This is a genomic window from Autumnicola patrickiae, assembly GCF_031846525.1.
In the GTDB taxonomy this organism is placed as follows: Bacteria; Bacteroidota; Bacteroidia; order Flavobacteriales; family Flavobacteriaceae; genus Autumnicola; species Autumnicola patrickiae.
This window is the reverse complement of record NZ_JAVRHM010000029.1, coordinates 1-24,231: the sequence shown is the minus strand read 5'-3', so window position 1 is coordinate 24,231 and position 24,231 is coordinate 1. Positions and strand designations below refer to the sequence as shown.

Below are 24,231 nucleotides of genomic sequence, written 5' to 3'. Positions count from 1 at the left end.
TATTCTTAGCTCATTTTATTCAGAACATCTCCAGCTTCGTCAAAGAATGTATTAACTTCATCTTTTTGTTCTAAGGTAAGTACAGAAGGATCTATATCCTCTACAGCTGTTCTTACTTCCTGAACATCCTGAGAAAGATCTGGATATTCATCCTGTTGAAGATTCTCAATCACATTGGTCAGGCTATTTCCTGCGCTTTTAATTTTATCGGCATGGTTGGTAGCCATGGGATCTCTAGTAATTGCTTCAGCCTCTTGTCTTATTTGCTGCATATCAGCATCTATATTTACATTAAGATCATTAGCTTTAGCCTGAACAGCATTCATAAGATAAATAAGAGCATTATTTGTATACTCATGATCAATACCCATTCTGGATTTGTCTCCTATATGGGATAAGTAACCAGCTACACCACCAGTGGTATCGGCAGGCATATCACGATTATCTTCAAGAGTATTTGTTTCATTATAGGTAGTGTCTACTACCTGCTCTTCATTATAATCATCTGTAACTTCATCGTCATTCCCATCCATAAACAGGAAATACAAAATAGCCAGTATAACTAGCGCAGCGATTATCCACGGCCAAATTGGCTTTTTCTTTTCAACTTTAATTTCTGCCATAATTTTAAATTTTTGCTTTAGTTTAATTGTAGAACAAAGTTAGAAAAGGAATATCCAGATTGTATTAAGGTTAAAATAAACCTTTGTTAATAAAGGTTATACTATTTTAAGGGATTGCAATTTTTGCTTTTTCTGGTAAAAGCTTAACATTTAACTCCCTTACCTCACCCAGGTATTCTCCATCAACCTGAAATGCAACAGGCTCTGTGCAGGTAATTTTAGCTTTTTTAACTTTAAGAATTTTAATAAAATCCGGACTTAAAGACATTTCATTTCTCAGGGTTTTCATAATTTCCAGCAGATCGAGATTCTTAAAAATTAAGATTTCGAAAACACCGTCGTCCAGTTTTCCCTGGGGATTAACTTTTGCTCCTGTACCATATTTGCTTGCATTCGCAATTGCCAGCAGAACTCCTTCTTCTTCAATAATATTCTTGTCTGTTTCTACCTTGAATTTAAAGGGATACTTACTTTGGATAAGAGTGGGAATGGTTTGGAGAAGATATCCAAACTTTCCCCTGAAAGAAGAAGATTCATAGTTTTTAATTAATTCGGCATTTATTCCAATATCACTCATGTGTAGCCCCAATTCATCATTTATAGAAATAAGATCTACATCTAAAAAATGTTTTCCCAGAGCAACACCTATCTGCTCTTCAAGATTTTTAGGAAGATTTAAATTCAAAGCAAGCGCATTGGCAGATCCGCTGGGGATGATTCCTAGCGGAATATTCAACTCCTTAACAGCTTCAGCTACCATTTTAATCGTCCCGTCACCACCAGCAGCAATAATTCTAAAAGGTTCCCTTTCACTGGTAATCCTTCTAACATTTTCAATATCTTTTTCACCTTTGGTATGGTAAAGAAAAACTTCAGTATTACTTTTTGCAGCTATGGCTTTAAAATCTTCAACCATAGCTTTTTTATCAATATCACCCGAAATTGGATTTACAACTAATAAAATTTCTTTAATTCCCTTCATAAATTTATTCATATGGCTAAAATTAAGTATTTTGGGTTTAAACCCTTGTTAGAGAAAAAATAAAAGAAATTGAAACTTGATTTAAAATTATACCGGGGATATGTAAACGACCAGGAACTTGTTGTTTTTGGACATTTGTTTAAATCCTGGGCACCAGATAAATATGAACTTGATCGTAAAGGCATTAAACATGCTTTTTCAATATTGCATATGTTTAGGATTAAACCATTAGAAAATGCCGAAATCAGGTTGAAATTCATGAATGTAGATGTTACCACAAAAACCCAGGATGACGGTTTCTTTAAGTTTGTCATACCTTTTACTGAAGAACTGGAAAGTGGCTGGCACGAATACACCGTGATATGTGAATTAAATGAATTTGGAATAATTGAAAAAGGTGAGCTGCTCAAGCCTTACCAAAGCAAATTCGGAATAATATCAGATATAGATGATACCTTTTTAATTTCCCACAGTAACAGTGTTTTTAAAAAGTTATATGTAATGCTTTCCAGGAATATCAACAGGCGTAAGATTTTTGAAGATGTGGTACGGCATTATCAGGAGCTTAGCATTGCCGGGCAGGATAGTAAGGAGGCATCCAATTCTTTCTTTTATGTATCGAGCAGCGAATGGAATTTATACGAATTTATTGAAGAATTTGCCAGGATCCACGAACTTCCAAAAGCCGTGATCAAGCTGAAGAAAATAAAAACAGGAATCCGTGATTTCTTTTCCAGTGGGAGAGGGAGCCATGACCACAAGTTTGATAAGATTAGTGATATTATTTCATTTTATCCAAAGCTTCAATATGTTTTGTTGGGGGATGATTCCCAACATGACCCTTTCCTTTATGAAAAAGTAATAAAAATGTACCCCAAAAGTATTGGTGCGGTCTATATACGGCAAACGTCTAAAGCACAAAAGGAGGACGTGAAAGTGGTCCTGGAAAATATGCAGGACATGGGAGTGGAAACCTGTTATTTCAGAGATAGTGATAAAGCAATTGCTCACTCTAAAAAAATTGAAATTATATAGTTTCTATTTGATTAATTTATCATCTTTCCTCTAAGAAAATTTTCAATAATTTCTAATCATATTTTTTATTTGACACCATTAAATTTTGTTGCAGCCCGGTTAAACCTGCCCCACAAGGAGTTGGAAAAAACTATCGGGTTGTTAAGTGAGGGAGCTACAATCCCATTTATCGCCAGGTACAGGAAGGAAGTTACAGGAAACCTCGATGAGGTTGAAATCGACAATATAGATAAGCTTCTAAAGACATATCATGAGCTTGAGAAAAGGAAAGCTACCATTCTAAAGGCTATTGAAGAGCAAAATGCTCTATCTGATTCCTTGAAGAAACAAATTGAAAATGCTTCAGATCTTGTTCAATTAGAAGATCTATATCTTCCTTATAAAAAGAAGCGCAAGACTAAAGCCGATGCTGCACGCGAGCTGGGACTGGAACCTTTGGCGAAAATCTTAATGGCACAAAATTCCGGGAAAGCTGAAGAAGCTGCAGCCCGTTTTGTAAAAGGGGAGGTGAAGAACACTTATGAAGCTTTGGAGGGAGCAAAAAATATCATCGCAGAATGGATTAATGAGAATCAGGTAGTTCGCCATAAATTAAGGCAGTTGTATGCAAGGACTGCAGAAATTACTTCAAAAGTTGTAAAATCCAAAGAGAAAACTACCGAAGCACAAAAGTTCTCGCAGTATTTCGACTGGAGTGAAAGCGTTAAAAAGATTCCGTCACATCGTTTTCTTGCCATACACCGGGCTCAGGAAGAAGGACTCGTGAGGATAAAAGTAGATGTTGATAAGCAGAAGGCACACCAAATAATCTCTGAAATTATCCTGAAAAGGAATGGATATTCTTCAGTAATATCTGAAGCTATAGAAGATGCTTATAAAAGACTGCTGAAACCTTCTTTTTCTACAGAATTTTTAAATGAAGCCAAACTGAAAGCAGATGAGGAAGCTATCACTGTTTTTGCTTCCAACCTGGAACAGCTACTTATGGCGCCGCCTTTGGGAAGTAAAAGAATCCTTGCATTAGATCCCGGCTTTAAATCTGGTTGTAAACTGGTTTGCCTGGACGAAAATGGTAAACTTTTACATAACACCAATATTTATCCTCATCCTCCACAAAACAAAAGTGCTGAAGCAGTACAAACCATCAAATCCCTTACTGAAAAATATAAAATTGGAGCTATTTCTATTGGAAACGGAACTGCTTCCCGTGAAACAGAACAACTGGTAAAAAGCATTTCATTTGAAAAAGATGTTCCGGTTTTTGTGGTGAACGAGGCAGGGGCATCGGTTTATTCAGCTTCAAAAGTGGCAAGGGAGGAATTTCCCGATGATGATATTACTGTACGGGGAGCAGTTTCCATTGGCCGCCGGTTGTCTGATCCTCTTGCTGAACTTGTGAAAATCGATCCCAAAGCAATAGGAGTGGGGCAATATCAGCACGAGGTAGACCAGGGAAAGCTGAAAGAAAAACTGGATACTGTGGTAATGCTGTGTGTGAACAGGATTGGCGTGAATATAAATACTGCGAGCAAAGAGTTATTATCTTACGTTTCAGGAGTTGGGCCTACAATTGCTTCAAATATTATTGATTATCGTAATAAGAACTCCGGTATTGGAAACCGGAAAGAATTGCTGAAAATTCCGAGGTTGGGACCTAAGGTTTTTGAGCAGTCTGCCGGATTTCTTCGGATTAAAACTGGCGATAATGTGCTCGATGCTACAGGCGTGCACCCGGAGAGTTACGATATTGTGAAAAAAATGGCACAGACTAATAATCTTAAAATTTCTGAACTGGCAGGAAATAAAGAGGTACTCCAAAAACTGCAATTATCGGCCTACGTTTCTGCTGAAGCCGGTTTGCCCACATTAAAAGACATTGTAAAAGAACTGGAAAAGCCGGGATTGGATCCCAGGAGTGAAATTTCCCAATTTGAATTTGATCCTTCAGTAAAAACTTTTCAGGATTTAAGAGAAGGAATGAAATTACCAGGCCTGGTCAACAATATTACCAATTTTGGATGCTTTGTAGACATCGGGATCAAAGAAAGCGGACTAATTCACATCTCCAAACTGGCAAATGCTTATGTAAGTGACGTAAATTCTGTAGTAAAGCTTAATCAGGAGGTGATGGTGACGATTATTTCGCTGGATGAAGAACGTAAACGAATTCAACTCTCGCTAATTGACTAATATTATCTTCCGTAGAAGTCAGTAATGAAATTTGCCAATTTTAAAGCCGGGCATAAAAAAGGGCAAATATCGGCTTCAGGTAATCCGATATTTGCCCTTTAGTTTCTTTAGTATAAATCAGGTCCTCTTTTTAAAACTCCCTTCTTCCGTCGTAATCTTTGTTGTGGAATTCTGTTCTTTTATAGAAAGGATCACCTAGCAATCTTCCCTCTTTGTCTTCCATATTTCCGGAAGAATCCCTGTCTGATTCATCAAGAAAATCTTCATTTTCCGGTCTTCTTTGTTGCTCTTCACTTTGGTATTGCTGGTCGTAAGCAGAATCTTTTTTAGGTGCTTTAGGGTTATTTCCAGAAACGTTATCTTCATCAAAACGATCTTTTTTAACATAACGGTCACTCCCAGTACTTTTGCTGCGATTAGGTTCTCCCATCACATCGTGGTCTCGTGTTTGTCGCTTTTCTCTCTCACTGCGGAAGTCTTTATCGTAAGAAGTATCTGCATGCTTTTCTGCATTTACAATTCGGGTCTTTTCATTATTTGAAGTTTCCCGGTGTCTTGGATGCTCCTGTGTTTCGATCTCCTTTCGGCGTATTTCTTCATCCGGAATTATTTTGGCAGAATTATCTTCATACTCCAGATCCCTGTCCCGGTTTTTCCTAATCCTGGCTTTTTCTGTAGAAGAACTGCGATTGTAGGATTGAAGAACAGTTTCTTCATACCCTCTGTCTATGTGACTTCCAGAGCGATAACGTTTTGTTTCTGCAAACGTGCGATGATCTATAGTATCTGTATAAACAAACTTCTGGTCACGGTTAATTCCTACCATACCCACAGGAATAATAACATGATTTTCTCCCTCTTTGTTTACAAATTCATGCACATCTTCATTAGCGGGTTTGCCATAAGGATCATGGTTTGCTTCAATAATAGTGGAGTCTACTTCCACATCCAGGTATACAACTTTTTCAATATCTTTATTTACAAGGAGGTTATCCACCTTCCCAATAACACGATTATCTGAATCTTTTACTGCCCAACCCCTGATATCGGGATCTTTACTGTTAATCTTATAATCTGATAATTCACTAAAGTGAAAAAGATGCTGATTTTTATTTTTTGTACTCATAGCTTTATGATTAGTTTGTTTTTCTATAATTTTCTTTTAAACCAGCGCTTCAATTTTAATTCTGAAAGGTGCATGAAGGGCTTGGATAAGCAATAAATTGGACGGCTGAAGCAAAACATCTGGTGTCATACTTACTTCTTCTATTTCTTCCCGTTCGTCATTTCTTTCATCTACATTGCCGTCCTGAAATAAAAAAACGAGTAATACTATTCCAAGGATAAGCGCAGCAAGAATAATCCATAACCATTTAGGATTTTTCTTTTTTGCGTTTATTTCTGCCATAGTTTCACTGATTTTTATTGTCTCTAAGGTAAGAACTTAAGTGTGTGAGAAGATTTAAGCTTTCTATAAAGTATTGTTAATTAAGGCATAAGAGTTTATCTGAAATTGTAGAGTAGAGTACTTTAAATCTAATTAAATAGGTTAGTTTATAGAGCTTAGAATAGAGTAACAGGGAATTACTGCTATAGGATTTTGAGAAAATGCTTTTTTCCAGTAGCCAAAAAAAATCCCGGAAGCTTTGTTGAAAAACTTCCGGGACAAATTAAATAGTGCTATATATATATATTATCTGAAAACTCCTGAAGGGAAAACCACCAGGCTCTCATGCCCGTCTTTGCCAACGGCAGCTACTCCAAAGAAATAATTATCTATTACAATACCTTCAAGAGTAAATTCATTTACATCGCCCACAAATCGGGAATGATCCCAGGTTGGGGAGGTGGTGTCCCTCCAGTAAATTTTATATCCTGCAATGTCTCCTTCTGCTTTTTCCCATCTTAATCTTGTAGAGGCTTCTACTATTCCGCCAATTTCTACATTTTCTGGTGCGGGTGGAGCCCAGGCAAGGCTGGCCAGGTTGATGGCATTTACTGCAGTTAGTTTTTTAGCATAATTAAAGTTCACACCTTCAATTACATCTCCATACGCTATTCCATCCTCAGTTCTTAAATCCTGATGCTGACGATTATAATTTTCATGGGCTTCCATTATTCTTACTCCGGCAAAACCTAGATCGTTAAAGGGTCTGTGATGGCCACCACGTCCAAAACGATCTAATCTGTAGATCATCATAGGATTCATTTCGGGCATATAAGTTTCGGTGGTTTCGTGGATGTATCTTGCGAGCTGGCGGGAAATTCCGTCAACTTCCCCTCCGTAAAATCTACGCATAGTTCTTTCATTTTCTGTTTCGGTAGGAGGGACGGGTTCAGAAAATATTCGGAAAGCGCGGTTGTCTATAACACCGTCTACGCCTTCAATATTTCCTATCATATCGTTATTTAGTACTCCGATGATCTCCCAATCATTCTTTTTCGCATATTCTGCCAGGCCTTTTCCTCCAAAAAGTCCCTGTTCTTCTCCTGAAAGCCCCACATATACGATACTACTTTCAAATTCATAGCTGGATAACACTCTTGCAGCTTCAATAGTACCGGCCATTCCGCTGGCATTGTCGTTGGCACCCGGAGCATCACCTTCATAATCCATAGTATCTGAATTTCGGGAATCTATATCGCCGCTCATAATAATATAACGGTTAGGATATTTTGTTCCTTTTTGAACGGCAATTACATTAACAATCCAAGCTTCGTGCGGGATGCGCTCTCCATCTTCGGGAGTTACAAAATCTTTCTGATAAAATACATCCAGGCAGTTCTGACAATCGCCGGAGATATTGTCGAATTCAGATTTAATCCATCGTCTTGCAGCACCAATTCCCCTTGTACTGGAAACAGTGTCGCTAAAGGTATTTCGGGTACCGAAATTTGCCAATTTTCGGATATCGTTTTCTATTCTTTCTGAAGAGATTTCCTGTATGATTTCATATACACGCGCGTCTGTTTGCTGAGAAAATCCCGCGGAAGATAATACAAGGCTTAAGATAAAGATTGAAAAAGTCAGGGTTAATTCCTTATTCATAGTATGTGGTTTTTTGTAAAGATACTACCTCTTTAAAAAGAATGCAAGGCAGGAAAATTTCAGAAGAAGACATAAAAAAAAGCTCCGTTTCCGGAGCTTCCTTAAATTCTTAGTATTAAAACGTCTAACTGGCTTTCATTTTATGAATTTCAGCTTTAGCTTCATTTACTTTTGCATCTGTTTTTGACTTGCTAAAATTAGCTTTGGTCTTAGACTTTAATGCTTCCACTTTATGGTTCAGGGAGTCTGTAAAATTATTTATTTTTCCTTTAGCATCGGAAATGTAGTCGTCTCCAGTTTGAGTAATCGCTTTACGCGTATCTGTACCTTTTTTTGGAGCAAATAATATACCGGCAACCGCACCTGCAGCGGCCCCTGAAATTAGTCCTAGCAACAATTTTCCTGATTTCATAATAGTCTGTGATTTATAAGTTAAGTTTCTTATTTCTAATTAGTACGTAAAATTACCATTAATTAGCCTTAAGACCATAAACTACTAGTTAACATTGGTATAAACTTTTTTTCGAAATGTCAATATTTTTAACACAGTCATATTTTAATCATTTTCAGTAAAAGCCTTGAGAATAGACCTCACTTTTTTTGTGTCTTCTACATAATAGCGTGCACTGGTTTGCTTAATACCAACTTTTACCGTATACGCTTTTTCAGGTAATTCTTTAAACATATATTCGTCTGTCCAGTCGTCTCCTATGGCAAAAATAAATTGCTGGTTACCCAGTTTTTTATTAGAGGCTTTTCCTTTATTTACACCACTGCTTTTTATCTCCAATACCTTGTTTCCGTTTAAAACACTCAATCCATGGTTGGAAATAAGTTCTTTTAAAACATTCGATAATTCATTGGCTCTAATCTCTCCTAATTCCGGATCGGCTTTGCGATAATGCCAGGCGAGGGAATAATTTTTCTCTTCAATAAATGTACCGGGAGTCCTGTCTACAAAATTGTCGATCACAGGACGTACGGCCTCCATCCAGTCGTTCTTTACGTTTTCTGAAAGTTCCCAGTCTTTATTTTTCTCCCTTACCCAGGTTCCATGTTCAGAAATAAGATCTATAGGAGTATCTTTCCACCATATCCCAAGGGTGTCTTTATCTCTTCCGCTAATTAGGATTACTTCCGTTTTCTCCTGATTGGCTAATTCCTTTATAATTGAAATTAATTCTTCGTCTGGTTTTGCATTTTCGGGTTTATCCGTAAAATTTACCAGGGTGCCGTCATAATCCAGGAAGAGGATTCTACTCTCTGCTTTTTTGTAGGTTTCTAGAAGGTCATCATAAACTTTTGAATTTATTCTTATAGCTTCAAAAGCCTGACGGTTATCTTCAGTATTGCGAAGGGCCTTCATAAAATCCTGTGCCCATTTCTCTACATTATAACGTTTTAACCTCTTCTGAATCATTTTATTTCGAGAGATCTGTTCTTCTACTGGCATTTCAAAAGCCTGTTTCATTGTAGAGGCTATTTGGTCAAAATTATTGGGGTTAATGATAAGTGCTTCATTCATTTCATGTGCTGCACCTGCCATTTCACTCAAAATTAAAACTCCTGTATGATCGGTCCTGGTAGCTATATATTCTTTGGCTACGAGATTCATTCCATCCCTGATTGGGGTAAGTAAGGCGATATCGCAGGAAGTATAAAGGTCAATAAGGTTTTCAAAAGGCATAGACCTGTAGAAATACCAGATGGGTGTCCAGCTCACGGTAGAAAATTTTCCGTTTATACGACCTACCAGTTCATCAATTTCTCTTTTTAATAATTGATATTGTGGCACATTGGAGCGGGAGGGAACCGCTAACATCACCAGTCTCACTTTTTCTACAAACTCGGGATATTTATCGAGGAAATATTCAAAAGCTCTTAACCGGTTGGCAATTCCTTTAGTGTAGTCTAAACGGTCCAGGCTTAAAATTAGCTTGGCATCTGGTGTGGCTTTAAGATGATGATCCAGTCTTTGCTGCAGCTCAGATTGATTTTCAGAAGTTTTTTCGTAATGATCAAGTGCAGCCTTTGAAAATTTTTCGTAATCGATCCCCATTGGGAAAGAATCTACCTTCACAATTCTGTCGGGAAGGGTGATTTCATTAAAATCTACCTGGTGCCTTAAAATACGACTAACTGAACTAAGGAAATGTCTTTCATAATCATAGGTATGAAAACCAATTAAATCAGCGCCCAATACTCCTTCAAGAACTTCTTCTCTCCAGGGCAGGGTTCTAAAGACTTCGTAAGAGGGAAATGGGATATGGTTAAAAAAGCCAATTATCGCATCTGGAGCCTGTTCCCTTATCATTTTTGGAACGAGAAGTAACTGATAGTCATGTACCCAAATGTGGTCGCCTTCTTCATAATGTTTTAGAACTTCATCTGCATATCTTTGATTTACCTGCTTATAAGTTTCCCAGTAGGTGTCATCAGATTCTGTATATTCCATGAAATAATGGAAGAGTGGCCAGATAGTTCGATTACTAAAACCATAATAAAAACCTTCAATCTCCTCCTCAGTAAGGTTAACAGCTATACAATCTTCGTCCCTGGCTTTAGATTTTACATCCTCCAGGAGATGCTCTGGTATTTCTTCTTCAGGCAATCCACTCCATCCAATCCAGATACTGTCCCCTTCCTTATGGAAAGATTTAAGGCCTGTGGCAAGACCACCCACACTAGGTGTTACTTCAAGATTATTGTCTTCAATACTAATTTGTAATGGTAATCTATTCGATATAATTATAGTTTTACTCATATTTTTGGTTCGTTCTGTTGCAGCAAAGTTGAATTTTCTTAAATTTCCGAAAATCAAATTAGAATACCATTCTTTTAAAAGAACTTTAAGATTATATGGAAAATTTAGATTACGGAATAATTGGAAACTGTAAAAGTGCTGCTCTGGTTTCAAAAACTGGTTCTATGGATTGGTGTTGTCTCCCCAACTTCAATTCGGCAGGAATTTTTGCGAAATTGTTAGACGATGAGATTGGAGGAAGTTTCGAAATAAATGCAGGTGACGATTATAATATAACTCAGGAATATCTTTGGGAAACAAATATATTAAGTACAGTGTTTGACAATGGGCAGGATGCTTTTCAGCTTATTGATTTTATGCCGAGATATTCACGAAATGACGGTACTTACTACGCCCCGCCAGATATTATAAGATTCTTCAGGATACTTAAGGGAACCCCAAAATTTAAAATTCTCTATAACCCGCGACTGGAGTTTGCCAGGGAAAAAACCTTTAATGAAAATAAAGGATCTTATATCAAGAGCTATACAAGAGAGGGAAAATATGACTCCCTCTTTTTGTATTCCAGTTTTGACCTGGATGATATCCTAGAACACAGGGAAATTACTTTAACCGAAAATTCTTTCTGTTTACTGGCATATCATGAAAAGTTGATCCCTCAAACGCTGGACAGGTCTTACCTTAAATTTCAAAGGACAAAGACCTATTGGATGAACTGGAGTGAAAAGACGACCAGGTATTCTCATTATCATAATGAAATTATGAGAAGCGCTTTGGTTCTTAAAGCTTTAAGTTACAAAAAATCTGGAGCTGTTCTCGCTGCAGCTACTACTTCTTTACCAGAGACGATAGGAGAGGAACGTAACTGGGATTACAGGTTCTGCTGGATTCGTGATGCATCTATGGTTATTAAGGTAATGGCGGGACTAGGCCATGTACAGTCCGCGAAGGAATTTCTTCAGTTTATCATAGACATTATACCGCACAAGGATGAAAAAATTCAGATCATGTACGGTATAAATGGAGAAAAGGAACTAACCGAGCATATTTTGGATCATCTAAAAGGGTATAAAGGTTCTTCTCCGGTAAGAACAGGTAACGCGGCTTATATTCAGAAGCAAAATGATATCTACGGAATTTTAATGGAGGTGATTTACCAGCAGTTCCTTCAGTTTGAAACTTCCCTGGAGAATAGCGAGGAATTGTGGACTATCGTTCGCGGAATTGTAATGATCGTTGAGGAAAACTGGCAGAAACCGGACAAAGGTATTTGGGAACTTCGTACTGAAGACCGTCATTTCGTTTTTTCAAAACTTCTTTGCTGGGTCGCAATAGATCGTGCAATTAAGATTGGAGAAGTGCTGCGGATGGGAATTAATGATACTAAATGGAAAACACTGCGTGCAGATATTTATAACGATATCTATAATAATGGCTGGAATGAAGAAGTTCAGGCCTATACCCAATCCTACGGCTCAAAAGATCTTGACGCCTCCACTTTATTAATGGAATCTTACGGATTTATAGAGGCTGAAGATCCACGTTTTGTAAGTACGGTTAGAGCCACTGAAAAAGAACTTTGCCGTGACGGACTCATGTATCGCTATAAAAATAAAGATGATTTTGGGGAACCTACATCATCTTTTACCATTTGTACATTCTGGCTTATAGATAGTTTATACAAAATTGGGGAAAGGGAGAAGGCCAGAGCTATGTTTGATCAGCTTCTTTCTTACAGTAATCACCTGGGGCTTTTTAGTGAAGATATAGATTTTGAGACCAAGCGTTTGTTGGGGAATTTTCCACAGGCGTATTCTCATTTGGCACTTATAGAAACAGCAGCGAACTTTAGTAAAGGACTGGTTTCTGAAGAGAACTTCTTAGGAGTTTTCTAAAGGTTCCTGTGTAGGGATACTGATTCTTGTTTTAGGCAGGCTTTCAGGGTAATTTTCCTGGATGAACTTTAACATGTTCTCCCTGAGATATACCCTGAGATCCCATGCCGTCGACGAATCTTTGGCGCTAACCAATAATCTGATTTCTATAGTTCTTTCATTTGCATCTGTAACCTGTATAACATTTACCTGTTTGTCCCAAAACGGAGTGGCTTCAAGAAGGCGTGTTTGTTCTTCCCTTAATTTTTCAAAAGGGATTTGATAGTCGGTATAGATAAAAACTGTACCTAATATGTCCGCAGATTGGCGCGTCCAGTTCTGGAAAGTATTTTCAATAAAATAGGTAGAAGGAACTACCAGCCTTCTTTTGTCCCAGATTCTTACCACAACGTAGGTGAGGGTGATTTCTTCGATTTTCCCCCATTCTCCTTCAACAATAACCACATCCTCCAACCTTATGGGCTGGGTTAGAGCAATTTGAATTCCGGCCAGGAGGGTGCCAATGGCTTTTTGAGCTGCAAATCCTATAATAATCCCTGCAATCCCTGCAGAAGTTAATAGACTTACTCCTACCGAACGAATACTCTCAAAAGTCATCAAAGCAATACTTACTGCGAGCAGCACGATGATGAAGATGATGATGTTCTCCAGAATCATAAACTGGGTATAAACCTTCCTTGCCTTCAGGTTATCTTCAGTATCCACATCATATTTCCGAAGCATTTGAACTTTAAAAACTTTTAGAAAGATGATGAGAAACCAGGAAACACTTAATATTATTCCGATTGTGCTTAATCGACCGACAATAGAATAAGTGTACTCGAAGGTGAATATCCTACCGACAATTGCAATTTTAGAGAGGAGACTTACCAGGAAAATTAATAACGGAACCCTTATTTTATTGGCAAAATTAACCGGAAGAATATTTCTGGGATCTTTGCCAATTCTTTTCAGAATATAAAAAGAGGCTACAAAAAGTACAATTAGGAGAATAATCCCTGCAACAGTATATTGGATCAAATCCTGATTTAGTTCTTCCATCATGGGGTTTTTTGGTTAGATTTTCCTAAAACTATAGAAAAATTGAATCTTTTGACCCAAAAACGCTTCTAATTAAGCTGTTTTTAACTTTAAATAGCTTCTCTTTTAGCAAGGAATATTATCTTTCATACGTCATTTAAATTTTTGCTACGTTTTTTTAAAACTATTAAATGATGAAGAAGATCTGATAGGATGATGCTTCAAAAATGACAATTATCGACTTTAAATAAGATAAGATATGAAAGCAAAAATGAACTTGTTGTTATTGATTAACAGTTTTTCTCTAATGGTTTCGCCTTTGTTTGCTCAGGATAGCAGTATTATTGCTGAAGGAGCAGAGCTGCAATTGGTGGTAGATGGATATGATTTTACTGAAGGGCCGTCGGCAGATAAAAACGGAGACGTGTTCTTTACAGATCAGCCGAATGACCAAATATTAAAATATGATGTAGAAACCAATTCTGTTTCTGTTTTTATGGAAGGAGCAGGAAGGGCCAACGGACTTTATTTTGACAATGAAAACACTCTTATAGCCTGTGCAGATGAAGAATTTCAGCTAGTTCGTATAACTTCAGATAAAGATATTAAAGTTCTTGTAGAGGATTTCGAAGGAAAAGATCTTAATGGTCCTAATGATCTCTGGATTGACGAAAAAGGCGGAATATATTTTACAGATCCATACTACCAGAGACCTTATTGGGACCGCTCTTCTCCCGATCTGGAGAGTCAAAATGTATATTATCTGGCTCCTGGTGCAAAATCGCTTATTCCTGTAGCAGACGATCTTGTTCAGCCAAACGGAATAATAGGAACTCCAGATGGAAAAACGCTATACGTTGCCGATATTGGAGACAAAAAAACCTATTCCTATTCTATTTCTGAAGATGGAAGTTTAAGCAATAAAACCCTGTTTGTTGAAATGGGTTCAGATGGAATGACCTTAGATAATAAAGGAAATTTGTATTTAACCGGAGATGGCGTAACTGTTTTTAATCAAAAAGGGGAGCAAATTAAGCATATTCCTGTAGATGCAAACTGGACTGCAAATGTAACTTTTGGAGGAAAAAATGAGCAGACTTTATTTATCACTGCAATGGACGCCTTGTATAGTCTTGATATGAACGTGGAAGGGGTGAGATGGAAATAATTTTCCATCTAAATCAAGTAAAAAAAGCCGCCTGAAAAGGCGGCTTTTTTGCAATAAACAGATTGATTAAAAGCAATATTTATTTTCTGAAGTCAGTTTTTCAGCGATTGTATTTCGTAAGGCGATTACATTCGGCTGATTCTGGTATTTCGTGAAACGTTTAAGTCCCATTAGCATCATGCGCTGCTCGTCACCTTCAGCAAAAGAAACAATTCCTTCTTTAGCCTTTTGGTTCACTGTGTCCACAGCATGATATAAATAAAGTTTAGCCATAGCGATTTGTTCTTTCTGAGCATCCTCGCCAAAACGTTTGGCATTCTTTTCAGCTCTTAGAATAGCAGATTCCGCCAGGTAGATTTCAATTAAGATATCTGCGGAAGCCATTAAAAGCTGTTGGTGTTCTTCCAGCTGAGGTCCGAATTTTTGCACGGCACTTCCGGCAGTCATTAGAAAGACTTTTTTCAATTTACCGATCATTTCTTTTTCTTCTGCAAACAATTCAGAATAATCTGGTTTGTCCATAGAAGGGATTCCGGTAAGCTCATCTGCCACAGCAGTAGCCGGTCCCAAAAGATCAACATGTCCTTTCATGGCCTTCTTAACTAACATCCCCACCGTTAGCATTCGGTTAATTTCGTTGGTTCCTTCATATATCCTGGCGATACGGGCGTCCCTCCAGGCAGATTCCATTGGGGTATCTGCAGAGAATCCCATTCCGCCAAAAATCTGAATTCCTTCATCACTACAATTCTGAACATCTTCAGAACAGGCTACTTTTAAGATCGAACATTCAATAGCATATTCTTCAACCCCTTTAAGCTCTGCTTCAGCATGTGAACTTCCGCTTTCCAACCTGGTGTTAATTCGATCTTCAATATTTTTAGCTGCTCTGTAAGACGCCGCTTCTCCTGCATATGCTGAAGTTGCCATTTCGGCAAGCTTGGATTTTATAGCACCAAACTTTGCAATTGGAGTATTAAACTGAACCCTGTCGTTTGCATATTTTACCGAAAGATCGGTAAGCCGGCGCTGTGCATCCAAAGAAGCTGCAGCAAGTTTGATGCGACCTATGTTTAGAGCATTCATGGCTATTTTAAAGCCGTTTCCACGTTCTGAAAGCATATTCTCAACCGGAACCTTAGTGTCGTTAAAAAATACCTGACGGGTAGAGGAGGAGTGAATCCCCAGTTTTTTCTCTTCTTCGCCAAAAGTAATTCCATTTGCAGGATCATTTTCTACAATAAATCCGGTGATATTTTTATCATCTTCAATTCTGGCAAAAACTATAAACACATTGGCAAAACCTGCGTTTGAAATCCACATCTTTTGTCCGCTAATGCTGTAGTGCTTTCCATCTTCAGAAAGTACTGCTTTTGTCTTTCCAGAATTTGCATCACTTCCCGCTCCCGGTTCAGTAAGGCAATAAGCACCAAACCATTCTCCGGTCGCTAATTTCGGAACATATTTTTTCTTCTGCTCTTCAGTTCCGTAAAGCGTTATTGGCATAGTACCAATTCCCGTATGCGCACCAAAAGCAGTGGCGATAGACCCGGTTGCGCCCGAAATATAATCGCAAACCAACATGGTAGAAACAAAGCCCATCCCGAGTCCGTCGTATTCTTCGGGAACAGCTACTCCAAGGAAACCAAGTTCCCCGGCTTTGCGCATTATTTCTTCGGTTAATTTATAGTTCTTCTTTTCAAACTCTTCTTTGTTCGGCCAGATTTCACGCTCCACAAATTCCTTTACAGAATCGCGCATCATAATTTGTTCGTCGTTAAAATCTTCTGGAGTGAAAACATCTTCGCAGCTGGTTTCCTTTACCAGGAACTGACCACCGCGGAGTAATTCTTTTGAATTTAATGTTGTATTGCTCATGTTGTTTGTTATTAATTGAATCAAGAAAAAAGAGCCAGGAATCAGGACAAGCTATCAATGAATTTAGATATCATTCGCTGAATTTGTTGAACCTTTTCCTCTAATACTTCAAATTTTTCTTTGGTTATATACTGTTCTTTATATGCGATAATTATTTGTGTTTCCCATTCAAAGGAAGAGCCAAGGCTAGCTTCCAGATAGGTTCTAAAATGTTTGTCTGTAGATTTACTCGTGCCCTCAGCAATATTAGACGGAATAGAAACAGCACATCTTGTAAGCTGCGAAACAAGATTGAATTTTTCAGAATCAGGAAATGATTTTACGAGATTGTATGTCTCCTGAACCAGAGCGATACTTTCCTGCCAAATTTTAAGATTTTTAAAATTGTGCCTTTTCATTTTCTAAATACTTGACTCCTGTTTCCTGCTTCTTGTCTCCCTTTTAAATCTAATTTAAAAATTCAAACACTCCCGCAGCTCCCTGTCCGGTTCCAACACACATGGTAACGAGGCAATGCTTGTTTTTAAGGTTTCTTTTGCGCATTTCATCAAAAATCTGAACTGAGAGTTTTGCTCCCGAGCAACCCAGAGGATGCCCCATGGCAATTGCGCCGCCGTTAACATTTACGAGATCGGGGTTTAATCCTGTTTCACGGATTACCGCAAGGGATTGAGAAGCAAAAGCTTCGTTTAACTCTATAAGTTCCATATCCTGCAGTTTGAGTCCGGCGCGTTTTAAAGCTTTAGGAATGGCAATTACAGGGCTAATTCCCATTACTCGTGGATCTACCCCGGCAACACCGTAGTTTACCAGTCGCGCAATAGGTTCAAGGTTTAGTTCTTTTACCATTTCTTCATTCATCACCATAACAAAAGCAGCACCATCGCTCATTTGGGAAGCATTCCCAGCGGTTACACTACCACCTTCTCTAAATACCGGTCTTAAACGGGAAAGTGCTTCTACAGAAGTATCTGCACGCGGTCCTTCATCTTTGTTCACGGTATACTTTCGGGTTTCTTTTTTTCCTTCAGCATTAATAAAGTTTTCCTCAACTTCAATAGGAACAATCTGATCTTTAAATTTATCTTCCTTTAAAGCTTTTAGGGCCTTTTGATGCGAATTGTAGGCAAACTCATCCTGATCTTCACGGCTGATATTGTACCTTTTTGCAACCTCTTCTGCAGTAAGTCCCATTCCCCAATAGTAATCTTCATGACCTTCTTTCGCCACCTCGTAATTAGGAACCGGCTTATAACCACCCATTGGGATGTAGCTCATACTTTCTGAGCCACCTGCAATAATACAGTCTGCCATTCCTGCCTGGATCTTAGCCGAAGCCATTGCGATAGTTTCAATCCCCGAAGCGCAGTAACGGTTAACAGTCACGCCGGGAACATCTTCAATATCTAATCCCATTAAGGAGATTAAACGTCCCATGTTAAGTCCCTGTTCAGCTTCTGGCATCGCATTTCCAACCATCACGTCGTCAATACGTTTTTTATCGAGTTGCGGAAGCTCTTTCATTAAATGCGCTATGGTTTCAGCTGCCAGTTCATCTGGTCTTTTAAACCGAAACACTCCGCGGGGAGCCTTTCCCACTGCGGTTCTATATGCTTTTACTATGTATGCTGTTTTCATATTAGCCCCCTATCCCCCGAAGGGGGAACACCTATTAGGGGTAATAGGATTTTTTTATCCTGTTCCTAATTAAAGAGCGACAGGATTATGTTAAACAATTTTTTCAAGAACGTCTTAGCTCCTCCCCTTAGGGGAGGTTGGGAGGGGCTTCTAATTTCTAAGCGGTTTCCCCTTCTGCAACATATGCTGAAGTCTTTCCAGTGTTTTTCTTTCTCCGGTAAGAGAGAGGAATGCTTCCCGTTCAAGATCCAGCAGGTATTGTTCGCTTACATAAGAGGCTTCAGAAAGATCACCACCGGCCATCACGTAGGCTAATTTGTTGGCAATTTTCTTATCGTGTTCGCTTATATATTTTCCTGCAAACATCTGGTCTGTACCTACCAGGAATGCTCCAAGTGCCTGTTTACCAAGTACCTTGATATCTGTCCTGTGAACAGGCTGAGTATATCCGTTTTCTGCCATTAGTAAAGCGTGTTTCTTGGCAATTGCAAGCTGCCTGTCCGGATTCACAACTACAATATCTTTTCCTTTCTGAAGAATGTTGGTATCAAAAGCTTCGTATGCTGAAGTGGATACTTTTGCCATTCCAATCGTGAGGAAGTGCTCTCTAAGTCTGTTAAGCTCGACATCATCTTTTTGATAGGTGTCTGAAGCTCTAACCGTCATTTCTTTGGATCCACCACCGCCGGGAATAACACCAACACCAAATTCAACCAATCCGATATACGTTTCGGCTGCGGCAACCACTTTATCTGCATGCAGCGAAAGTTCACATCCACCGCCCAGCGTCATTGCGTGTGGCGCGGCAACTGTAGGAATAGAGGAGTAGCGCATACGCATCATGGTGTCCTGGAAATATTTAATAGCCATATTCAGTTCTTCATATTCCTGCTCTACAGCCATCATAAAGATCATCCCGATGTTTGCACCCACAGAGAAATTTTTCCCATTATTGGCAACTACCAGTCCCTGGTAATCTCTTTCAGCAATATCCAAGGCTTTATTAATTCCGTCCAAAACATCACCACCAATGGAGTTCATTTTACTTTGGAATTCCACATTCAGGATCCCGTCGCCAAGATCTTCAACTACAACTCCACTGTTTTTAAAAACCTCTTTGGATTCCCTGATGTTATCGAGGATAATAAACGCATCCTGGCCGGGAACTTTTACCTGTTCTTTCTTCGGAATGTCATAGTAATAGGTATTGCCGTTTTTAACGGTGTAAAAACTTTTACTCCCGCTTTCCAGCATTTCATTTACCCATGCGGCAGGTTCATACCCTTCCGCTTTCATCATTTCAATACCTTTTTCTACTCCAATAGCATTCCATATCTGGAATGGTCCATGCTCCCAGCCAAAACCGGCACGCATGGCATCGTCTATTTTATAAAACTCATCGGTTATCTCCGGAATTCTATTTGAAGCGTAAGCAAACAAAGCTGAAAAGTTCTTTCTGTAGAATTCTCCTGCTTTGTCTTTTCCGTTTATAAGCACTTCAAAACGATCTTCGACTTTATCAATAGTCTTGGTCTGCTCCAGTGTGTCGAAATTTGCCTTTTTTTGATCACGGTATTCCAGCGTGTTTAAATCAAGGGATTTGATTTCGCTGGAACCGTCGTCTTTTTTAATTTTTTTGTAAAAACCTTGTCCGGTTTTACTTCCCAGCCATTTGTTGTCCATCATGGTCTGGATAAAATCCGGAAGCGCAAAAAGATCGTGCGCTTCATCGTTTGGAACTCCTTTATAGAGTCCGTTTGCAACATGAACAAGCGTGTCCAGCCCAACAACATCCACGGTTCTGAAAGTAGCTGACTTCTGGCGGCCTATAACCGGCCCCGTAAGTTTATCTACTTCTTCAATGGTCATATCCATATCCTTTACGGTATGGAAAAGGCTCATAATGCTGAAAATACCAACCCGGTTTCCGATAAATGCGGGAGTGTCTTTGGCTACTACAGAAGTTTTTCCGAGGAATTTTTCTCCGTATTCATTTAGGAACTGAAGAACTTCTTCTGAAGTTTTTGGACCCGGAATAATTTCGAATAACCTTAAGTAACGTGGTGGATTAAAGAAATGCGTTCCGCAAAAATGCTTTTGGAAATCTTCACTTCTTCCTTCACTCATTTGCTGGATTGGAATTCCTGAAGTATTCGAAGTAATTAAAGTTCCTTCTTTTCTATGCTTCTCAAGGTTTTCAAAAACCTGTTGTTTAATATCCAAGCGTTCTACAACAACTTCAATTATCCAGTCAACTTCAGAAACTTTGGCAATATCATCCTCCAGGTTTCCTGTTTTAATCCGCCGGGCGAAATCCTGGTGGTAGATTGGAGAGGGTTTGGATTTTAAAGAGGCTTGTAGCGAATCATTTACGATGCGATTTCTAACAGCTTTGTCTTCAAGACTCAGTCCTTTCTTCTTTTCTTTGTCATTAAGTTCCCGGGGCACAATGTCCAGCAGCAAAACCTCCACGCCAATATTGGCAAAGTGGCAGGCAATCCCGCTTCCCATAATTCCGGAACCTATAACAGCAACTTTATTAATTCTTCGTTTCATAAATTTTATTTTTTGGCAGATATTTCAAGAATGGTTTAAATTATGACTACTTCAAGCAACACCTCAATCCTGCACATTTTGATTTTTGTTAGTTTTCAGATTTACTTACGCTGATTTCTTCCTGATAAATTTTTCTTTCAGAAATAAGGTCAGTAATTGTATTGGCTACCTTATTAAAGGTGGCAAGCTCTTCCTGGGTTACATTTTCCTTAACGGCTTCATCAAATCTTAAAACCACCTTCTTTGAAAAGTCACGCATTTCTTTTCCAAAGTCGGTGAGATGCAGCAATACACTTCTACCATCATCCGGATTTTTCTTTCTAATGATCAAACCTTTTTCCTCCATTGTTTTAAGAATACGGGATAAACTTGTAGCTTCCATTCCCATTTTTGGCCCAAGGGAGGTAGAAGGCGTGCCTTTATCTGGATCGATGCTTAAGAGGGCAAAACCTGTAGCCATAGTGCTTCCTGCTTTTCCAGCTTCTTCATTATACATTTTAGAAACTGCTATCCACGTAGCACGCAATACATAATCTATGGTTTTTTCCTTCATTTTATTTTCAGTGAATTCCAAAGTTAATAAAAATTATTATGCATGCATAATAAAACTTCGTCAAAATTAAGGAAATCTATAAGTTTTTTGTTAACGGCTGAAATAAAAAACTCTCCCGAATAGGAGAGTTTAAAATACATTTAAAATTTTGATTATCAGTACTTAATTGCGATATATTTTCTCATAGAGATCTGAATAGCGTTCTTTTATATTTCTTCTCTTCAGTTTCATGGTAGGAGTAAGCTGATCGTTATCTATACCCCATACTTCAGGTATTAGTTCAAATTTTTTCACTTTTTCCCAATGCCCAAATTTGGTGTTGTAAAAATCAACCTCTTCCTGAATTCTCGCTATTACTTCAGAATTTTTTACAAGGGTTTCGTTGGAATCACCTACATCTACTTTTTTACGTTCAGCCCAATCTCTCACAAATTCAAAATTGGGCTGAATAAAAGCTGCCGGCATCTTTTCACCTTCCCCAATCACCATTATTTGTTCTATAAAACGAGATTGTTTCATAGTATTTTCAATGATTTGAGGAGCAACATATTTTCCGCCAGAAGTTTTGAACATCTCTTTCTTCCTGTCGGTTATCTTTAAAAAACCTTCCTCATCAATTTCACCTATATCGCCGGTATGGAAATATCCATCGTCATTTATAACTTCTTTAGTTTTCTCTTCATCTTTATAATAACCAATCATTAGGTTCGGTCCTTTGGTCAGAATTTCCCCATCTTCAGCAATCCTCACTTCAACGTTATCAATAACTTTTCCTACAGTCCCAATTTTAAAGCCTTTGTTCCGTTCATCATTAACGGCAATTACGGGAGAGGTTTCGGTTAAACCGTAACCTTCCATAACCGGAATTTCAGCTGCTGCAAATACCCTAGCAAGCCTGGGCTGTAAAGCAGCACTACCCGAAACAATTAAATCTATATTTCCTCCCAGACCTTCTTTCCATTTAGAAAAAATTAATTTTCTGGCGAGCCCTAACTTTTTCTCGTACCACCAGCCATTTGCGCCGTAAGGTTCATATTGTAACCCTAATTCTACTGCCCAGAAAAACAGTTTTCTTTTTACACCGCTAAGTGCATTTCCTTTAGCAATAATTTTGTCGTAAACTTTTTCCAGCAATCTTGGAACTGCAGTAATAACGTGCGGTTTTACTTCTTTTAAGTTGTCACTTATTTTATCAATGGATTCAGCAAAATAAATGGATACACTGTAGTATTGATAGAGATAAAGGATCATCCTTTCAAATATGTGACAGACCGGAAGAAAACTTAGTCCTACATAACTACCGAATTCAAACGGAACCCGCGGTGCACTGTTTAGAACATCGCTTACAATATTCTGGTGTGAAAGCATTACTCCCTTGGGCCTTCCGGTAGTACCCGAAGTATAAATTAATGTGGCAAGATCGGTGGATTTTACAGAATTTTTTAATTTTTCAACTTCATCCTGATTTCCTTTATCTTCACCAAGTTCCATGACCTCTTTCCAGTTTTTGCTGGAGGCAATTTCATCAAAGCTGTAAACCTCTTTAAGTTTGGTTTTCGATTTTATTGCATTAAGCTTTTCCAGAACCTCTACATCAGAAACAAAACAGTAAGTAGCTTCACTGTGATTAAGGACATATTCGTAATCTTCTTCAGAAATAGTGGGATATACAGGCACATTCTGAGCTCCTATCTGCAAAACCCCGATATCAAGAATATTCCATTCTGTTCTGTTGGAAGTGGAAATAACAGCGATTTTATCATTTGGTTTTACTCCAAGTCTTAAAAGCCCTCTACTCATAGTATTGGCTTTGTCTATATATTGCTGTGTAGAAATGGATTCCCAGGAACCATCGTACTTTGTAGTTAAAGCTTTTTCCAGGGGATGATTCTCCAGTTGGAAATATGGAAAATCGAAAAGTCTTTTTATTTCAGTCATTCTTTTTTCTAATTGTGGTATTCTCTGCAAAATAGCAATTTTACTTCCTATATCAAATGGAATTTATAAAAAAAGATATAATATTTTATTAAGTATTTAACATAGAAGAGAATAACTAATAATTTGTAAATCTTAATAATTATCCCCTGAGTCCCTTCTATAGCTGCCAATTTTATATTAAAAAGTCACTTCTTTAGTTAAACTGGTTTTAAACTTTTGATGTGGTTTCTTTTTTATCTCTTAACTCTGTAATTTAAAAACTAATTCAAAACAAACAGAATATGAGAGCTATAAAAACAATTTTTCTTTGTTCAATAATACTAATAGCGCTAAGTTGTGGACCCAGGGTACAAACTGTTAAGCCTATGGACACAGACCTTAGTAAATACGAAACATTTGCTTACCTGCCGAACTCCAATGTAGAAGCACCGGGAAAGAATTATAATGATGAGGATGTTAATACTTTAGTTATTGAAACTATTAACGAGAACATGAAGCAGGCAGGTTATACATTGGATCGTGATAATCCCGATTTACTGGTTTTGGTGAGTACTAGGACAAATACCGAAACAGAAACAACAGCAGATCCAATGTATGCGAGATATCCTTATACAGGTGCAGCGACTACAGTTAGTCCATTTTATAATAATTATTATTACAGGGGGTATAACAACTATAGCGGAGTTATTGGTTATAATACTGATACTTATACCTACGAAGAGGGAACAGTGGTTGTAGACCTGGTGGACAGGGAAACTAAAGAAACTGTTTGGAAAGGAATATCTTCAGAAAATCTTTATGATGAAACCACCACCGGAGCTATGAGGGATTTGGTGAATCAAATATTTGACGAATATCCCTTGAATAATTAGTAAAAGGAAAGATTGAACAATAAATTAAAACCCGGATCTCTTGAGGATCCGGGTTTTTATATGTTACGTA

General features: G+C 38.2%; 19 protein-coding genes. 5 read left to right on the top strand and 14 right to left on the bottom strand.

What is annotated here, in order from left to right; translation table 11 throughout:
* Window positions 1-5: 5 nt before the first annotated feature.
* The gene (locus tag RM549_RS17610; protein ID WP_311687223.1) at window positions 6-623 is read right to left on the bottom strand and encodes a hypothetical protein; all 618 of its coding nucleotides are present in this window, start codon (window positions 621-623) and stop codon (window positions 6-8) included.
* 106 nt (window positions 624-729) lie between these two features.
* The gene (locus RM549_RS17605; protein WP_311687221.1) at window positions 730-1,617 is read right to left on the bottom strand and encodes a diacylglycerol/lipid kinase family protein; all 888 of its coding nucleotides are present in this window, start codon (window positions 1,615-1,617) and stop codon (window positions 730-732) included.
* A 57-nt stretch (window positions 1,618-1,674) separates the two neighbouring features.
* Here RM549_RS17605 and RM549_RS17600 point away from each other — a divergent pair, with 57 nt between their 5' ends.
* Together RM549_RS17600 and RM549_RS17595 are read left to right on the top strand one after the other, a co-directional pair.
* Entirely contained in the window at window positions 1,675-2,640 is a 966-nt protein-coding gene (locus RM549_RS17600; protein WP_311687219.1) for an App1 family protein phosphatidate phosphatase, read from the top strand.
* Window positions 2,641-2,709: 69 nt separating this feature from the next.
* Window positions 2,710-4,830: a Tex family protein gene (locus RM549_RS17595; RefSeq protein WP_311687217.1), complete on the top strand. Its 2,121-nt coding sequence runs from the start codon at window positions 2,710-2,712 to the stop codon at window positions 4,828-4,830.
* 130 nt (window positions 4,831-4,960) lie between these two features.
* Here RM549_RS17595 and RM549_RS17590 read toward each other — a convergent pair whose 3' ends face one another.
* The 5 genes from RM549_RS17590 to RM549_RS17570 form a co-directional block, all read right to left on the bottom strand.
* On the bottom strand, window positions 4,961-5,956 hold the full coding sequence (locus tag RM549_RS17590; RefSeq protein WP_311687215.1) for a YlmC/YmxH family sporulation protein: 996 nt from the start codon (window positions 5,954-5,956) through the stop codon (window positions 4,961-4,963).
* A 36-nt stretch (window positions 5,957-5,992) separates the two neighbouring features.
* The gene (locus RM549_RS17585) at window positions 5,993-6,238 is read right to left on the bottom strand and encodes a hypothetical protein (protein ID WP_311687213.1); all 246 of its coding nucleotides are present in this window, start codon (window positions 6,236-6,238) and stop codon (window positions 5,993-5,995) included.
* Window positions 6,239-6,523: 285 nt separating this feature from the next.
* Window positions 6,524-7,879, bottom strand: coding sequence for a M28 family metallopeptidase (locus RM549_RS17580; RefSeq protein WP_311687211.1), 1,356 nt, complete (start codon window positions 7,877-7,879; stop codon window positions 6,524-6,526).
* A gap of 124 nt (window positions 7,880-8,003) precedes the next feature.
* Window positions 8,004-8,291 (bottom strand): YtxH domain-containing protein, encoded by a 288-nt coding sequence (locus RM549_RS17575; protein WP_311687209.1) that lies wholly within the window; start codon window positions 8,289-8,291, stop codon window positions 8,004-8,006.
* A 144-nt stretch (window positions 8,292-8,435) separates the two neighbouring features.
* On the bottom strand, window positions 8,436-10,643 hold the full coding sequence (locus RM549_RS17570) for a bifunctional alpha,alpha-trehalose-phosphate synthase (UDP-forming)/trehalose-phosphatase (RefSeq protein WP_311687207.1): 2,208 nt from the start codon (window positions 10,641-10,643) through the stop codon (window positions 8,436-8,438).
* 95 nt (window positions 10,644-10,738) lie between these two features.
* Here RM549_RS17570 and RM549_RS17565 point away from each other — a divergent pair, with 95 nt between their 5' ends.
* Entirely contained in the window at window positions 10,739-12,538 is a 1,800-nt protein-coding gene (locus tag RM549_RS17565; RefSeq protein WP_311687205.1) for a glycoside hydrolase family 15 protein, read from the top strand.
* On the opposite strand, the gene RM549_RS17560 is transcribed toward RM549_RS17565, so the two are convergent.
* Window positions 12,524-13,582, bottom strand: a complete 1,059-nt coding sequence (locus tag RM549_RS17560; protein WP_311687203.1) for a mechanosensitive ion channel family protein — start codon at window positions 13,580-13,582, stop codon at window positions 12,524-12,526. The genes RM549_RS17565 and RM549_RS17560 overlap by 15 nt on opposite strands.
* A gap of 235 nt (window positions 13,583-13,817) precedes the next feature.
* Between RM549_RS17560 and RM549_RS17555 the strand changes: the two genes are divergently transcribed.
* A complete protein-coding gene (locus tag RM549_RS17555) occupies window positions 13,818-14,726 on the top strand; it encodes an SMP-30/gluconolactonase/LRE family protein (RefSeq protein WP_311687202.1) in 909 nt (302 codons plus the stop codon).
* Between the two features lie 66 nt (window positions 14,727-14,792).
* On the opposite strand, the gene RM549_RS17550 is transcribed toward RM549_RS17555, so the two are convergent.
* The 6 genes from RM549_RS17550 to RM549_RS17525 form a co-directional block, all read right to left on the bottom strand.
* On the bottom strand, window positions 14,793-16,604 hold the full coding sequence (locus RM549_RS17550) for an acyl-CoA dehydrogenase FadE (protein ID WP_311687201.1): 1,812 nt from the start codon (window positions 16,602-16,604) through the stop codon (window positions 14,793-14,795).
* Window positions 16,605-16,645: 41 nt separating this feature from the next.
* Window positions 16,646-17,002, bottom strand: coding sequence for a four helix bundle protein (locus RM549_RS17545; RefSeq protein WP_311687199.1), 357 nt, complete (start codon window positions 17,000-17,002; stop codon window positions 16,646-16,648).
* Between the two features lie 49 nt (window positions 17,003-17,051).
* Window positions 17,052-18,242 carry an acetyl-CoA C-acyltransferase gene (locus RM549_RS17540; RefSeq protein WP_311687197.1) on the bottom strand — a complete coding sequence of 397 codons (1,191 nt, stop codon included), beginning with the start codon at window positions 18,240-18,242 and terminating at the stop codon, window positions 17,052-17,054.
* 150 nt (window positions 18,243-18,392) lie between these two features.
* On the bottom strand, window positions 18,393-20,798 hold the full coding sequence (locus RM549_RS17535) for a 3-hydroxyacyl-CoA dehydrogenase/enoyl-CoA hydratase family protein (RefSeq protein ID WP_311687196.1): 2,406 nt from the start codon (window positions 20,796-20,798) through the stop codon (window positions 18,393-18,395).
* Window positions 20,799-20,886: 88 nt separating this feature from the next.
* Window positions 20,887-21,351 carry a MarR family winged helix-turn-helix transcriptional regulator gene (locus RM549_RS17530; protein ID WP_311687195.1) on the bottom strand — a complete coding sequence of 155 codons (465 nt, stop codon included), beginning with the start codon at window positions 21,349-21,351 and terminating at the stop codon, window positions 20,887-20,889.
* Window positions 21,352-21,513: 162 nt separating this feature from the next.
* Window positions 21,514-23,289 (bottom strand): AMP-dependent synthetase/ligase, encoded by a 1,776-nt coding sequence (locus RM549_RS17525; protein WP_311687194.1) that lies wholly within the window; start codon window positions 23,287-23,289, stop codon window positions 21,514-21,516.
* A gap of 365 nt (window positions 23,290-23,654) precedes the next feature.
* Here RM549_RS17525 and RM549_RS17520 point away from each other — a divergent pair, with 365 nt between their 5' ends.
* Window positions 23,655-24,161 (top strand): DUF4136 domain-containing protein, encoded by a 507-nt coding sequence (locus RM549_RS17520; RefSeq protein ID WP_311687193.1) that lies wholly within the window; start codon window positions 23,655-23,657, stop codon window positions 24,159-24,161.
* Window positions 24,162-24,231 lie beyond the last annotated feature (70 nt).